Origin of the sequence: Kordiimonas aestuarii, from assembly GCF_025574465.1 — a bacterium.
GTDB lineage: Bacteria > Pseudomonadota > Alphaproteobacteria > Sphingomonadales > Kordiimonadaceae > Kordiimonas > Kordiimonas aestuarii.
In genome coordinates, this window is the sequence record NZ_JAOBPP010000017.1 from 64,381 (window position 1) to 79,104 (window position 14,724).

Annotated in this window: 14 protein-coding genes; 11 read left to right on the top strand and 3 right to left on the bottom strand. The window is 56.0% G+C overall.

The window, feature by feature from the left end:
* Positions 1-10 precede the first annotated feature (10 nt).
* From OEU85_RS05715 to rnr, 11 genes are all read left to right on the top strand, one after another.
* Positions 11-1,165 (top strand): DUF3089 domain-containing protein, encoded by a 1,155-nt coding sequence (locus tag OEU85_RS05715; RefSeq protein WP_262690494.1) that lies wholly within the window; start codon positions 11-13, stop codon positions 1,163-1,165.
* Positions 1,162-1,620, top strand: a complete 459-nt coding sequence (gene ruvX, locus OEU85_RS05720; protein ID WP_262690495.1) for a Holliday junction resolvase RuvX — start codon at positions 1,162-1,164, stop codon at positions 1,618-1,620. The genes OEU85_RS05715 and ruvX overlap by 4 nt, the downstream gene beginning before the upstream one ends.
* Positions 1,610-2,113 carry a GNAT family N-acetyltransferase gene (locus OEU85_RS05725; RefSeq protein WP_262690496.1) on the top strand — a complete coding sequence of 168 codons (504 nt, stop codon included), beginning with the start codon at positions 1,610-1,612 and terminating at the stop codon, positions 2,111-2,113. Before ruvX ends, OEU85_RS05725 begins: the two co-directional genes overlap by 11 nt.
* A 5-nt stretch (positions 2,114-2,118) precedes the next feature.
* Entirely contained in the window at positions 2,119-2,466 is a 348-nt protein-coding gene (locus OEU85_RS05730) for a winged helix-turn-helix transcriptional regulator (RefSeq protein ID WP_262690497.1), read from the top strand.
* A gap of 159 nt (positions 2,467-2,625) precedes the next feature.
* On the top strand, positions 2,626-3,123 hold the full coding sequence (locus OEU85_RS05735) for a carboxymuconolactone decarboxylase family protein (protein ID WP_262690498.1): 498 nt from the start codon (positions 2,626-2,628) through the stop codon (positions 3,121-3,123).
* 76 nt (positions 3,124-3,199) lie between these two features.
* Positions 3,200-4,219 carry an aspartate carbamoyltransferase catalytic subunit gene (locus OEU85_RS05740; RefSeq protein ID WP_262690499.1) on the top strand — a complete coding sequence of 340 codons (1,020 nt, stop codon included), beginning with the start codon at positions 3,200-3,202 and terminating at the stop codon, positions 4,217-4,219.
* On the top strand, positions 4,216-5,457 hold the full coding sequence (locus OEU85_RS05745; protein WP_262690500.1) for a dihydroorotase: 1,242 nt from the start codon (positions 4,216-4,218) through the stop codon (positions 5,455-5,457). Before OEU85_RS05740 ends, OEU85_RS05745 begins: the two co-directional genes overlap by 4 nt.
* A gap of 42 nt (positions 5,458-5,499) precedes the next feature.
* Positions 5,500-6,108, top strand: a complete 609-nt coding sequence (gene plsY / locus OEU85_RS05750) for a glycerol-3-phosphate 1-O-acyltransferase PlsY (RefSeq protein ID WP_262690501.1) — start codon at positions 5,500-5,502, stop codon at positions 6,106-6,108.
* A 42-nt stretch (positions 6,109-6,150) separates the two neighbouring features.
* Positions 6,151-7,272 (top strand): DNA-processing protein DprA, encoded by a 1,122-nt coding sequence (gene dprA, locus OEU85_RS05755; RefSeq protein ID WP_262690502.1) that lies wholly within the window; start codon positions 6,151-6,153, stop codon positions 7,270-7,272.
* A gap of 131 nt (positions 7,273-7,403) precedes the next feature.
* Positions 7,404-9,941 (top strand): type I DNA topoisomerase, encoded by a 2,538-nt coding sequence (gene topA / locus OEU85_RS05760; protein ID WP_262690503.1) that lies wholly within the window; start codon positions 7,404-7,406, stop codon positions 9,939-9,941.
* 96 nt (positions 9,942-10,037) lie between these two features.
* Positions 10,038-12,326: a ribonuclease R gene (gene rnr, locus OEU85_RS05765; RefSeq protein WP_262690504.1), complete on the top strand. Its 2,289-nt coding sequence runs from the start codon at positions 10,038-10,040 to the stop codon at positions 12,324-12,326.
* A 13-nt stretch (positions 12,327-12,339) separates the two neighbouring features.
* Here rnr and OEU85_RS05770 read toward each other — a convergent pair whose 3' ends face one another.
* The 3 genes from OEU85_RS05770 to OEU85_RS05780 form a co-directional block, all read right to left on the bottom strand.
* The gene (locus tag OEU85_RS05770) at positions 12,340-13,005 is read right to left on the bottom strand and encodes a ChrR family anti-sigma-E factor (RefSeq protein ID WP_262690505.1); all 666 of its coding nucleotides are present in this window, start codon (positions 13,003-13,005) and stop codon (positions 12,340-12,342) included.
* A complete protein-coding gene (locus OEU85_RS05775) occupies positions 13,002-13,643 on the bottom strand; it encodes a sigma-70 family RNA polymerase sigma factor (RefSeq protein ID WP_262690506.1) in 642 nt (213 codons plus the stop codon). Before OEU85_RS05775 ends, OEU85_RS05770 begins: the two co-directional genes overlap by 4 nt.
* A gap of 165 nt (positions 13,644-13,808) precedes the next feature.
* Positions 13,809-14,723 carry a hypothetical protein gene (locus OEU85_RS05780; protein WP_262690508.1) on the bottom strand — a complete coding sequence of 305 codons (915 nt, stop codon included), beginning with the start codon at positions 14,721-14,723 and terminating at the stop codon, positions 13,809-13,811.
* Position 14,724: the final 1 nt, after the last annotated feature.

The window sequence follows — 14,724 nt, forward strand, 5'->3', positions numbered from 1 at the left end:
AGAAAGAGACATGGCTAAACATAAAACGGCACCGGCGGCAAAATTCCTGCTCGCCATCGCGGCCATTATCGTACTGATCCTGATTGCCGGTGTAATATTCACCAGCAACCAGACAACGATGATGCGCTGGGCTTTTGTGCCGAGCCATGAGATCGCCACCGAACAGACAGGTGAGGCCCCGGACTATACGGATGAGGCTGCTTGGGCTGCCCGCCCCGGCATCAGCACAAATGCTTTGCTCCTGCCAGAGGGTATCATGCAGACCGCCATGGTGCCGGAAGCCGACGTTTTTTACATCCACCCCACCACCTATCTCTCCAAAGACCGCTGGAATGCGCCCCTTGATGGTGATGAGGCTGCCGTGGGCCGGCGGAAAAACTTTGCGCTCAAGTATCAGGCAAGCGCCTTTGGTCTTGCGGGTCAGGTTTATGCGCCAAAATATCGTCAAGCTGCCTTCGGCGCCTTTTTTGATGACAGTGGACAAGGCGTACAGGCGCTGATGCGTGCCCATGCGGACGTATTGGCAGCCTTTGACCACTATATCGCCAGCGACAATAAAGGCCGCCCGTTCATCCTCGCAGGTCATAGCCAGGGTTCACTTCACGCCCTGCTGTTGTTGGCAGAACGTATCGCTGTGAACCCTGAACTGCAGTCCCGCATGATTGCAGCTTATATCATCGGCTGGCCCGTCAGCATTGAGGGCGACCTTGGTACTCTCAATGGTATTGAGCCATGTGAGGCACCCCGGGATACCGGCTGCGTTGTTTCGTTCCAGAGTTTCGCTAAGGATGGCGATCCGGCAGCGGTTCTGGAAATGTTTGCCAAAACACCCGGGTTGAATGGTAAGGCGCGTGAGGGGACCACCATGCTGTGCAGCAACCCGCTGACATGGCATGTAGGCGGAAAGGCATCCCGCGAGGCGAACCTTGGCGGTGTTGAGGTTATCCCTGGAGCTGACGGCATCGGTGCACCAATCAAGGAGCTTACCGGGGCCCGCTGCGGCCAGCGTGGTATCCTGTATCTCAATGAACCGCCCCAGGGAAGCTGGCGCGAGTTCCTGATGACTGGAGACAATTATCATGCCTACGACTACAACCTCTTTTACATGAACATCCGCGCCAATGCTGCCAAACGCGCGCAGGCATGGCTTGAGGCTCACCGGTGAGTACGGTTTTCAGCGTGCGTGATCTCAAGGCCCAGCTCCCGCGCGGGAAACGGCTACTTGGCCTTGACATCGGATCAAAAACTATTGGGCTGGCGCTTTCTGACATTACGCTGACCATCGCAACACCAATGGAAACCATTAAGCGCAAAAAGTTCCGGGAAGATGTCGCCAAGCTGCTCGACATCGTACAAAAACAGGGCGTCGGCGGCTATGTGCTGGGCTGGCCCGTCAACATGGACGGTAGCGAAGGCCCACGCTGTCAAAGTACAAAAGCCTTCTCTAACAACCTTGCAAAAGTAAGTGACCTCCCCCAGCTATTATGGGATGAACGCCTTTCCACCGCTGCCGTGGAACGCACGCTGATTGAGGCGGACCGTAGCCGTTCCCGACGCAAGGAACTCGTCGACAAAATGGCCGCCGCATATATTTTGCAAGGAGCCCTCCATGCGCTTTGATCCAAATCTTGATGCCGAGTCAGGCCCCAATATTGACCATCTATTGCGCGCGAACTTCCCTACCGAATTTGAAGCAAACCTTGTGGAGATACTGAGAAGCTCAAAGCGTATATGCGCCGAACATGGCCTATGGGACAAGGGCGCGCTTGCAGGCTACATTGCTTACTCGCCGGTGCGGGTGGACGGTGTCGACAGCAAACGCCAGATATGGGGCCTTGGCCCCATGGCCATTGATGCCGATCACCAGCGACAGGGACATGGCAAACGCTTTCTGGGCGAAAGCTTGGATTACATCGAGGTTGATGCAGTTGTACTTTTGGGCCACGGCGAATTCTATACAAAGCACGGTTTCCGCCCCGCGGCAGATTTTGGCCTGCATTTTGGTGACGACCGCACGCGTGAGAATGCTTTTTTTGCCCTTGAATGCTGGAAAGGTGCTCTTGAAGGGCATCGTGGTCGCGTCATTTATGAAGACGTGTTTTACCGGGAGTAGACGACATGCTGAAGGGCACGGATAAAACACCTTTACCCGGCAAACCCGTGCGGGCCTCAAAATCTGGTCGGGCGATCATGGCAACACTGGACCTTCTTGGACGACGCTGGACCTTGCGCATTATTTGGGAGCTTCGCGAAGGCCCCGTGGGCTTCAGGGAACTGCAGGCCAGGTGCGAGAATATGTCACCCAGCGTGCTTTCAACCAGGCTGCGTGAACTGAAAACTGCAAAAGTCCTTGAAGCCAATGACGATCGCCGCTGGACGCTTACCGACCACGGACAGAAACTCATCAAGGCGATTGCCCCGCTTAACAAGTGGGCTGAGGACTGGCGTACCTTGCTGCAATCCTGAGCAGCCCTGCTAGGAATATTCGCTCGGCACCTTGAATAATCATGCCTCCATGCTACTTTTTTAGAAGCAATAGATCATGGAGGCATCAGTGCTGAAATCAGTCGCCCCCCCACAACCCCACCCTATTCTCCGGAAACGGAGGCAATGCTGCAAAAATGGATGCCCCCAGGTGCGGCCATGGAGCCGTTGGCGCTATTTAGAAGCCTCGCGAAGAATGAGGAACTGATGGATGCCATGAAGGTCCTCGGTTCTTATTTCCTCGGGGGTCGTTCGCCACTACCACTACGCCTGAGGGAAATGCTGATACTGCGCACCTGTGCGAATGCCGGATGTGAATATGAATGGGGCGTGCATGTAAGTGCATTTTCCAAGGCGGCAGATCTGTCATGTTCTGATATCAAATCGCTCACGCCCGGAACGACAAGTGCCCCGCGTTGGTCAGATGCAGAACAATGTGCCCTGGACGCATGCGATGAGCTTTCAACCAGCACTACACTGTCAGAGAACACACGAGAAGGACTCAAAGGTTTCTATAATGAAGCGGAGATTCTAACGATCATTACGCTTGTGTCCTGGTACAGGGTGATCTCAGGCTTGGCCAACAGTGTCTGTGATAGCTTCGAGCCATGGGCGGCACGCTTCCCGTCGTTAACCTGACAGAACAAACTTAAGCGGGCACTTCAAAAACAAGCTGCTTGCAGAGGCGGAAGTTTGCCCCTATAAGGCCAGCTTGATGAGCACACAAACGACCGGATCGGCATCTTACCCGCGCGCGGAAGTCTCTCCGCCCTCGGGCCAGCTTTTTCCTCACAAACATCTCCTTGGCATATGGGCACTGGACCCTACCGCGATCAAGTTCCTGCTTGATACGGCGGACGGCTATGCCGAGCAAAACCGGCAGGCAAAAAAGTCTACCAGCCAGTGTGAGGGATTGACCCAAATCAACCTCTTTTTTGAGAACTCGACGCGTACCTTGATGAGTTTCGAGATTGCAGGTAAGCGGCTCGGCATGGATGTGACGTCTATGTCAACGGGCAGCAGCTCAATCAAGAAAGGCGAAACCCTTCTTGACACAGCAGCCACGCTCAATGCCATGCATCCTGATGTCCTGGTGATGCGCCACGCGGATAGTGGCGCTGTGAAGCTCCTGTCTGAAAAAATGGACTGCGCGGTGATCAATGCGGGGGATGGCCGGTCCGAACACCCGACGCAGGCCTTGCTCGACGCTTTAACAATCCGCCGCCGCAAAGGGAAAATCCACGGTCAGACTATCGTCATTTCCGGCGACGTTGCCCATAGCCGGGTCGCCCGATCCAACATCTATCTTCTGAACGCCATGGGCGCACGGGTACGGCTCGTTGCGCCCCCTACCCTGCTACCAAAAGATGTGGACCGCCTCGGCGTGGAGGTGTGCCACCGCATGGATGAAGGTCTGGACGGGGCCGACGTGGTCATGATGCTGCGTCTCCAGCAGGAACGCATGCAGGGTGCTTTTCTTCCCTCCCTGCGCGAATACTACCAGTTCTGGGGCCTCACCCACGAAAAACTGAAATACGCCAAAGACGATGTGCTGGTCATGCACCCTGGCCCGATGAACCGTGGGGTTGAGATCGCGTCCGATGTTGCGGATGATCTGGATCGCTCCGCTATTGAAGAACAGGTTGAAATGGGTGTGGCGGTGAGAATGGCCTGCCTTGATATCCTGACGCGCAACCTGAGAGATGATACTTCGAGCGGGGAGAGCAAAGCATGACAACCGCTTATATTAACGCACGCCTGATCGACCCTAAAACCGGGTATGACGGCAAAGGCATACTCGTTACAGATGGGGAGAACATCGCGGCCTTCGGCCCGGACGCAGTAGCGCCAGCCAATGCCACGGTGGTCGATTGCGGCGGCCGCATCCTGTGCCCGGGCTTCATCGATATGCGCGCCCACCGGGTGGACGCTGAATCGGCCCTTAAGGGCGGTATCACTACCGTTATCCTGCAACCCGACCAGACGACTGTTATCGATACCGACGCCGTTGTTGAACGTATCCGGCGCAGGTCGGAAGACAGCGAAACCGTCAACGTTTTCCCTATGGGAACGGCCACCCGCGGCATGCAAGGCAGCCAGATTGCGGAAATCGGCCAGATGCAACAGTCGGGCGCGGTCGGTTTCACCGATTGTCGTACGCCCGTGTCCGACAGCCAGGTCATGCGGCGCCTGCTTGAATATTCAGGCTATTTTGGCGCGCTGATTGTACAGTTTGCTGAAGACAAAAGCCTGGCAAATGGCGCTGTGGCACATGAGGGCGAAATTGCCACACGCCTCGGCCTCACCGGTGTCCCTGCCGCAGCAGAAGTTATTCAGATTGAACGAGACGCAAGGCTTGCCGAACTGACGGGTGCCCGCATTCACTTTGCCCTGATCTCAAGCCGTGACGGTGTTGAGGCAATAAAGTTAGCCAAGAAGCGAGGCATCAAGGTCACTTGCTCGACAGCGCCACATTATCTGCACCTGAACGACAATGCGCTCGAAGGCTACCGCACGTTTGCCAAGGTCCGCCCGCCTTTGCGATCCGAACAAGACCGCCTCGCCCTCATCGCTGGTATGGCGGACGGCACGATTGACACCCTTGTATCCGACCACGACCCTAAAAGTGCCGACGTGAAGCGCCTGCCATTCGGCCAGGCCGCCGAGGGCCTCGTAGGTTTTGAAACCATGCTGCCGCTTGCCTTGGCGCACGTGCATGCCGGCAAGGTTGAACTGATGACCCTTTTGCGGTCGCTGACAAGCAAACCTGCCGACCTTCTGGGCCTGCCGTCCGGCTCCCTTGAGGTGGGCGCGCCTGCAGACCTTGTGATATTCGATCCAGATAAACCGTGGCGTATTGTTCAAGATGACCTGCTCTCAAGCGCCAAGAACATGCCGTTTGACACCCTGCCCGTTCAAGGGCAGGTTTGGCAGACTGTTGTCGCAGGCAAGTCGCTGTATAGCGCGGCCTGAGGGTTTTAGCGATGCGCAGTATTCGCGCAGGGAAGGTCGCACATGAGCGTTTCACTTGAGATGGCAGCCGTACTGGTACTGAGCTATTTTCTGGGGGCTGTGCCTTTTGGCCTTGTCTTCACCCGCATGGCGGGGCTTGGAGATATCCGCGGCATCGGCTCGGGCAACATTGGCGCAACTAACGTGCTTAGGACCGGCCGCAAGGACCTGGCCCTTGCCACGCTCCTACTCGACGCAGGCAAAGGTGCCATCGCCGTTTTGCTGACACGTTATTATGTGGCCCCTGACCTCGCTCCCCTTGCCGGTGCGGCGGCTTTCATTGGTCACTGCTTCCCGGTCTATCTTGGTTTCAGAGGAGGTAAAGGTGTTGCCACCTTCATGGGTACGTTGTTTGCCATCGCGTGGATGCTGGGTCTGGCTACCGCACTGATCTGGTTGTTTGCCGCCGCACTTTTTCGCATTTCATCACTGTCGGCGCTCATCGCGTCGCTGCTTGCGCCACTCGTCAGTTACTATCTGACCGGAGATCAGGGCTGGTTGCCAATCACCTTCATGACATTGGTCATCTATATCCGGCACCGTGAAAATATCGCTCGCCTTATGAAAGGTGCTGAGCCCAAAATCGGTAGCAAAAAAAAGCAAGACCAATAAGGGTGGATTGACTCGCACGACTTTTCGGGACAGTCTCTGCGGATGAACAAAACGGAAACATTCGCCTCGTTCCCGCTTCCTGAGCGCCGTGCGCGCCTGCAGCTGATCCGCACGGACGGCATCGGCCCTATCCTGTTCCGCCAGCTTATTGAGCGCTTTGGTACCGGGCAGGCCGCACTTGATGCTCTGCCTGCCTTGCTTGCGAAACGCAAGCGACCTGCCAAGGTGGCATCCGCCGATCTTTGCGAACGAGAACTGGAGACTGCGCACAAACTTGGTGCTGAGGCGTATTTCCTTGGTGAGACACGGTATCCGCATCGTCTCGCCGCGATAGAGGATGCCCCGCCCCTACTATACGCTTTGGGCGACCTCGATCATATCACGCCTCCGGCTTCCCTCGGCATCGTCGGCGCCCGAAATGCCAGTGCCAGCGGGATAAAACTCACAAAAGCGATCGCGTGCGAGATCGCGAAATCTGCCATAACCGTTGTCTCAGGCTTGGCCCGCGGCATTGATACCGCCGCGCACGAAGCCGCCCTTGAAGGCAGCACCGTTGCCTGTGTGGCCGGAGGGTTGGACATCATTTATCCGCAGGAAAATACCAAACTGTATCACGCTATTCGTGAACGCGGCGCGGTTGTCAGTGAAATGCCGCCTGGCACCCAACCGCAGGCCCGACATTTCCCAAGGCGCAACCGTATTATCTCAGGCCTGTCCGACGGTGTACTGATTATCGAGGCTGCGGAACGATCAGGCTCTCTGATCACCGCGCGTTTCGCCGCCGAGCAGGGCCGTGATGTATTCGCGGCACCGGGCAGCCCTCTGGATCCCCGCGCCCGGGGTGGCAATAAACTGATAAAGGATGGTGCCGTGCTTGTGCAAAGCACCGATGATATACTTGATGAACTCCGGCGCTGGCCGGAGCTCGCCGTGGCGCCTCCCAAGTCGGCAAGCCCGCCCACCAAAACTGTGCTGGAAGTGGCTGATAAACCCCGCGCTGTGCCCGAGGGTATGTTATCGCTGCTCAGCCATACCGCCATCCACGTGGATGAACTGATACGAATGAGCGGGATGAAAGCAGAGGAAGTTCTGGTTACCTTGATGGAACACGAAATTGCCGGTGACATAACCCGTCATGCGGGTGGAAAAATAAGCCTCTCGTAAGGTTAAAATATCGGTGTAAATTCACCGACACATCAAGAATCCATTGCATTCCGCGCTGCTTCGAACTAGGTGAGAGCCTAAGCTTCGCAGTCAAAACCACGTAACGATCTAGGATAGGGACAGACGGACGTATGAACGTCGTAATTGTAGAATCACCCTCCAAAGCTAAAACCATCAACAAGTATCTTGGTAAAGATTACAAGGTGTTAGCGAGTTTTGGCCACATTCGGGACTTGCCCGCCAAGGATGGTTCGGTCAAGCCGGATGAAGATTTTGCCATGGACTGGGTGGTCGATCGCGATTCGAACAAACGCCTGACCGATATCGCAAAAGCGGTGAAAGACGCGGATCGCCTCTATCTCGCAACTGACCCTGACCGTGAAGGGGAAGCCATCAGTTGGCACGTGCTTGAAGTGCTGGCAAAAAAACGTGCCCTCAAAGGTGTTGAGGTAAAACGTGTCGTTTTTAACGAAATCACCAAGTCGGCAATCCTCAAGGCAATGGCTGAGCCGCGCGACCTGGATGACGAGATGGTCAACGCCTATCTCGCGCGGCGTGCGCTGGACTACCTTGTTGGCTTCACGCTATCCCCTGTTCTATGGCGTAAGCTGCCTGGTGCCCGCTCAGCAGGCCGCGTGCAGTCAGTCGCCCTTCGCCTAGTCTGTGAGCGTGAAAGTGAAATTGAACGTTTCCGTGCGCAGGAATACTGGTCGGTTGAAGCGGCGCTGAATGGCGCGTCTGACAAGTCTTTCGTTGGTCGCCTTTTCGCAATGCACGGCGAAAAGATCAAAAAATACGGCATTACTAACGAAGCTGAAGCAAAAAAAGCTGCCGCGCTGGTCGAGAATGTACCTTTGACAGTCACCACTGTTGAACGCAAACCTGCTCGTCGCCACCCGCAGCCGCCCTTCACCACGTCAACCTTGCAACAGGAAGCCGCACGGAAATACGGCTTCCCGGCCAATCGCACCATGCGTGTGGCGCAAAGCCTATATGAAGGCAAGTCGCTTGAGGGGGAAGTTACCGGTCTCATCACATATATGCGTACCGATGGTGTCACGATCGCGCAGGAAGCCCTCAATGCCACCCGCGCAGTGATTGAAGACCGCTTTGGCAAAAAATTCCTGCCAGACAGCCCGCGCGCCTACAAAACAAAGGCCAAAAACGCGCAGGAAGCCCACGAGGCGATCCGCCCGACAGATCCGATGCGCCGCCCGAGCGACGTGTCCCACGCGCTCGACGCAGACGAACTGAAACTCTATGAACTGATCTGGCGCCGCACCATCGCCAGCCAGATGGAAAGCGCACAGCTTGAGCGCACAACCGTCACCATCCTGAACGCAGACAAAACTGCTGAATTGCGAGCTACTGGCACCGTTATCCAGTTTGACGGTTTTCTCTCCGTCTATCAGGAAGGCCGTGACGATGACGGCGAGGAAGATGACGCGCGCCTGCCAAAACTGAATGAAGGGGAGACCCTCAACCTTGAGGGTGTGACACCAAAACAGCACTTCACCGATCCGCCCCCGCGTTTCACTGAAGCCTCGCTGGTGAAACGGCTGGAAGAGCTGGGCATCGGCCGCCCGTCAACCTATGCCTCGATCCTGACAGTGCTGCGGGAACGTAATTATGTGCAGATGGAGCGCAACCGCTTTATCCCAGAGGATAAAGGCCGTCTTGTCACCGCCTTCCTTGAGAAATTCTTCCAGCGCTATGTGGAATATGATTTCACGGCAAATTTGGAAGAACAGCTTGACCATATCTCGGCAGGCGAGGAAGACTGGAAACAGGTTCTCAGGGATTTCTGGGCATCTTTCAAACCGAAGACAGAAGAAATTCTCGGTGTCCGCAATGCAGAAGTCATTGATGCGCTTGATGAATATCTGGAACCAATGCTGTTTGCGGAAACAGAAGACGGCAAAAACCCACGCAAATGCCCAAGCTGCGACGATGGTCGACTTGGCCTCAAAACCAGCCGGTACGGTGCTTTTGTAGGCTGCTCCAACTATCCGGAATGCGGCTATACCCGCCCGTTTGGCAGTAATGGCGACGACGTGGACCCTGCCGATGAGCCGGCCAATCTGGGTGATGACCCCGAGACGGGTGAGCCAATCAGCGTTCGCACGGGCCGGTTTGGCCCCTACATTCAGGTAGGCGAAGCCAAGAAGGGTGAAAAACCGAAGCGTGCCAGCATTCCGAAAGATATGGATGCCGGCAACCTGAGCCTTGAAAAAGCACTGCAACTCCTCTCGCTGCCGCGCGAAGTTGGTGTTCACCCTGAGACAGGCAAACCAATCACCGCCGCTATCGGGCGCTATGGCCCCTATGTCGCGCATGATGGTACATACGGCAAGCTTGCGTCTACCGAAGAGGTGTTCGCTGTTGGGCTTAATCGTGCCGTTTCCCTGATTGCGGATGCGGCGGCAAAAAAGGGGGGCAGCGCAAAAACAGTTCTCAAGGAGCTTGGCGAACACCCCGATGATGGCGACGCCGTGCGCGTGTTGGACGGCAGGTACGGCCCGTATGTCAACCATAAGCGCACAAACGCGACCCTGCCCAAGGGTACCGAGCCCGAGAGCGTGACGCTTGAGCAGGCGCTGGAATGGTTGGCGGCCAAAGCGTCTTCCAAGAAAAAGAAGGCGCCGGCGAAAAAGAAAAAAGCGTCCTGACCGGGGCGCTTTTTTTAAAGCCGCAATGGCTATATGCTGGTAATTGCTCGCATGTGTTATCGCACGCATGGCGGAGCAATAGAAAGGACCCGCCCCTTGGCGAAATACGAACCCGGCCCGCTCCCCACCCGTGAAGAGGTGCTGGACTTTGTCCGCAATTTCTCTGGCGGCAAAGTCACAAAACGCGACATCGCTCGCGCCTTTGGCGTGAAGGGGCCGGATAAAGTATTTCTGAAGAAACTACTGCGCGAACTAACAGACGATGGTGTTTTGACAAAAGATACCGGGCACGCGCTAAGGCCTGCCGACCGCCTGCCCGGGGTTCAGGTCGTTGAGTTTGCAGGCCTCGACAAGGGGGGAGAAGCCCTTGTGAAGCCAGTCAATTATGAAGGGGAAGGCAAACCGCCGCATATCATCCTCAAGCAAAAAAAGGGCAAACGTCCCGGCCCAACCATGGGGGCTGGTGACCGTGCGCTTGTGCGGCTGACCTGCGTGAAGGATGAGCCGCCGGTTTATCGCGCCTCAATCCTGAAAATTCTCAAACCCGCGCCAAAATCTGTCATGGGTGTGTTTCATGGCGGCCCTAATGGCGGACGCGTGCACCCGACTGACAAAAAGAACCGGGATGAATACTGGGTGGACCGCGACGACGTGATGGGTGCGGAAGAAGGTGAGCTCGTACTGGCGGAACCGGTCAAGAGCAACCGGCAGATAGGGCCTAAACGTGTGCGCATCAAGGAGCGGCTTGGCGACGTCTCTGATGCTCGTTCAATCAGCATGATTGCTATCCACAGCCTTGATATTCCTTATGAGTTTCCGCCCGAGACTCTGAAAGCCGCAGACGCCGCCAAACCGGTCACGCTTGGTAAGCGGACCGACCTGAGGGACACGCCGCTTATCACCATTGATCCCTCGGATGCGCGCGACCATGACGACGCCATCTGGGCCGAAGCAGATGACGACCCCAGCAATGATGGCGGCTGGCATGCGATCGTTGCCATCGCCGATGTTGCGCATTACGTACCCAACGGCTCGGCGCTTGACCGCGAAGCGATCAAACGTGGCAACAGCTGCTATTTCCCCGACCGCGTGGTCCCCATGCTGCCGGAGGCACTATCGGCCGGGCTTTGCAGCCTGATGCCCGGTGAAGAACGCGCCTGCATGGCGGTGCATATCTGGTTCGATAAGGACGGCAAGAAACTGCGGCACAAATTTGTGCGTGGCCTGATGAAAAGCGCTGGCAATGTCTCTTACGAGCGTGCCCAGGCGGCACTCGATGGCACGCCTGACGACTTGACAGCGCCCCTCCTGGAACCAGTGCTGAAACCACTGTATGGCACGTTCAGGGCAATCATGAAGGCGCGGGCAAAGCGCCAGCCGCTTGAACTTGATATGCCCGAGCGCAAGATCGTGCTGGATGAGGCCGGACATGTGGCAGGGATCACGATCCGGGACCGCTTCGACGCGCACCGTATCGTTGAAGAACTGATGATCACCGCCAATGTATGTGCAGCGGAAGAACTTGAAGCACACCGTGTGCCGGCCATGTACCGGGTGCATGAAGAACCGCCCATGGACAAGATGGAATCGCTGCGGGATTTCCTTGGAACGCTGGACCTCAATCTCGCGAAGGGCAGCGTTATGATGCCCCGACTTTTTAACGGCATCCTCAATCAGGTTAAAGACAGTCCGCATGAGCGACTGGTGAACGAAGTTGTGTTGCGGTCACAAACACAAGCCTATTATTCACCCGACAATATGGGCCACTTTGGCCTTGCCCTGCCCCGGTATGCGCATTTCACCTCGCCAATCCGCCGTTACGCTGATCTCATTGTACACCGTGGTCTCGTACGTGCGCTCAAGCTAGGCAAGGATGGCCTCACAGATGAGCAAGCCGACGAGCTTTCCGCGATTGGCGAGCAGATATCAAGCACCGAGCGCCGTGCCATGGCCGCAGAGCGCGAGTCAACTGACCGCTATCTCGCCAACTACCTTGCCGATCACGTGGGCGACGAGTTTTTCGGGCGCATCACCGGCGTAACCCGTTTTGGCCTGTTCGTCAGCCTTGAACCGTCTGGTGGTGATGGCTTGATTCCGATTTCATCAATCGGCATGGACTTCTACACCCACGACGAGGCTCATCACCGTCTTGTGGGGGAACGCTCGGGCGAGGAGTTCAAACTGGGGGACCGTATCAAGGTACGTCTTACGGAAGCCAACCGTTTCACCGGCGGCTTGAAGCTTGACCTGATCCGCGAAGAGAATGACATCGCTGGTGTCACGTCCCGAAAACAGCATAAAAAGCTGGGCGCACGTCATAACCGCACCGGTGGCCGCCCCGCGCGTGGGAAAAAGCCAGCGAGAAAAAGCAAGAAACCCGGGTAGCAATGTATAACCCTTAAAGACCAATGAAGGGCTGAAACATGCGCCCTATCAGGCTGTGGAGCTTGATTGGCGCATCTGTGACAACAAGACAGATACAGTCTTCGCCTTCGTCAATGATGGGTTGGTGATTGGTCACTTCCGGACCTGCAAGCTCAATCAGCCCTGGTGTATAATGCTTGTCCCCGACCCGGTAGCTGCCTGTCAGCACCAAAGTGAACTCGGTGCCACGGTGGTCATGGAACGGCATTTCTGTACCTCCACGGGCACGTAACAGCCACAGCCGCTCCCCATTTTCATAAGCCTGGAGCTTTACCTGCCTCATACCCGGCCCCATGAAGCGCCATTTCAGCTCATCCAGCCCCATGTTCAGATGCGCGGCAAGCGGCGCAGGCATACGTATATCCGCCACCGAGGAGCCAACAGGTTCCACAAGCGCCTCCGCTGCATCATCCAAAACCGCCAAAGCCGCCAGCGTTCTCTCCAACGCGTCTTCGGAAAGGCGTTCGGGCACGATGCCTTCCAGCAGGCAACCGCCAATAGCTTCTGCATCGGCAACCTTGGCCTTCAGTTCTTCATGATAATCGACGTGGCTGGCGACAACAAGTGCCTGCGCTTCACTGAGCGCACCAGACGCATATGACACCAACCACTCATCGGGTAGCAGACCTGTTTTTGTCATGCCATATCCCTCAACTCTTTACGTAACGCCCCAAAGGCTATCCTGATTCTGGACTTGACCGTCCCTAACGGCAATGAAAGTTTTGTTGCAATCTCGGAGTGCGAGAGTTCCTTGAAAAATGACAGTTCAATCACCTCTCGTTGCGCTGGCTTAAGCACTTTCAGCGCGGCCTTAACACGTATCGCATTCTGGTTCTGCATTGCCGGGGCGTCAGTCTCATCCGACGCAACCATCTGGGTCAAATGATCGTCCACATCAACTTCGGCATATTTTTGCCGCCGCGTATGATCAATGAACCGGTTGCGTGCCACGCGAAACAACCATGTCGACAGTCTGGCTTTTGCAGGGTCAAACTTCTCTGCCTTACGCCATAGGGTCACCATGACTTCCTGCGCAAGGTCTTCCGCTTTTTCATCGCCAAGCCCGAGCGCCTTCAGATACGACTTTAACCTGGGTGCGTAATAGGCGAACAGTTCGGCAAATGCTGCGCGGTCGTGACTGTTTGCAATACGCCCAACCAGTTCCTCATGCGAAGCTGCTCTGTCTTTTCTTGCACTAAAAATATCGAGTACCCCGCCGGACGGATGTTGGCCAGTGCCGAGCACAGCATTTGCCCCGGCGCCTGTCAAGCGTCGCACGGGCCATTTGCCGTGCGACGCCGATTGGGGGCTCTCAATATATTGTGATGCTTTTGCCGTCATGCAGCCCTATACGCTGGCATTCAGGGAACGGACTGGTACAAATGTAAAAAAAAGGCAACCGCTGCCGGTCACCTCTTTCTTCGTTATTATGGGTCCCAAGCCCTATTCCGCTATCATACGCCAATAGCCGGTCAGTTCAATCATCGTCTTGACAGCCAGTTGTTCGCCTACTGCTTGTTCGCTGTAGCCCTCAACCTCGATATATTCCTTAAAGCCGTTGCTGGTCGCTTCATATTGTTTGACTTCGCGGACGGGCGGCATCGCCTCAGTGAACAGACTGGTGATGGTTTCGCCTGTCTCGACATGAACCACATTGACCTGAAAGGCGAGACCAGATTCGCTCTCCGCACTCGGTGCCAGCAAGATTTCGACCATATAGTCGGCTTTGCCGAGCATTGCCTTTATCTCGATTGAATGCGTATTGACCTTTTCGTTCGCGACAGCGTCTGCCCCCTGCACACGGGTAATCATGTCGCGATCGATGAGACGTGCCCCTCCCTTAATCATTGTGTTCTTGAAGCCACCCTGTACTTTCCAGTTCAGGATTTCTTCCAGGTTCTTGCGGGCCTGATCCTTGTTCAGCCGAACAGAACCATCATACTCATATGCTTGTGCGGTTACGCTGCCGGGTGCGGCACGCACTGTATCGCGCACCGTGCGTTCACCATGCAATTGGCCGTTGTAATGAGTATGCATATTCGTTGTAGTGGTACGATTTCTCGTCACGGTCGGCGTGCGCACATCCAGGCCCTGCGCCTGATAGTCGATATAATAAGTGACTACTTCATCCGAGAAGTCCCTATTCCAAAAAACGACAAAACGCGGTCGTTTGACTCGTTTGTTTTCTTCCCGAAACGCATTGATCACAGGCGCCGGATCCGGCAAAGGCGGCGGCGGGCGGCGTGTCAGCGTTGCAGGCACGCCTTCTCGCATCTCCTGCGCTGTTGCAACTTGGCCGCCCAAAACAGTTCCCAGAAGGGAGGCAACAAGCAGGCCCGTACCCAGTGCGCGTTTCATC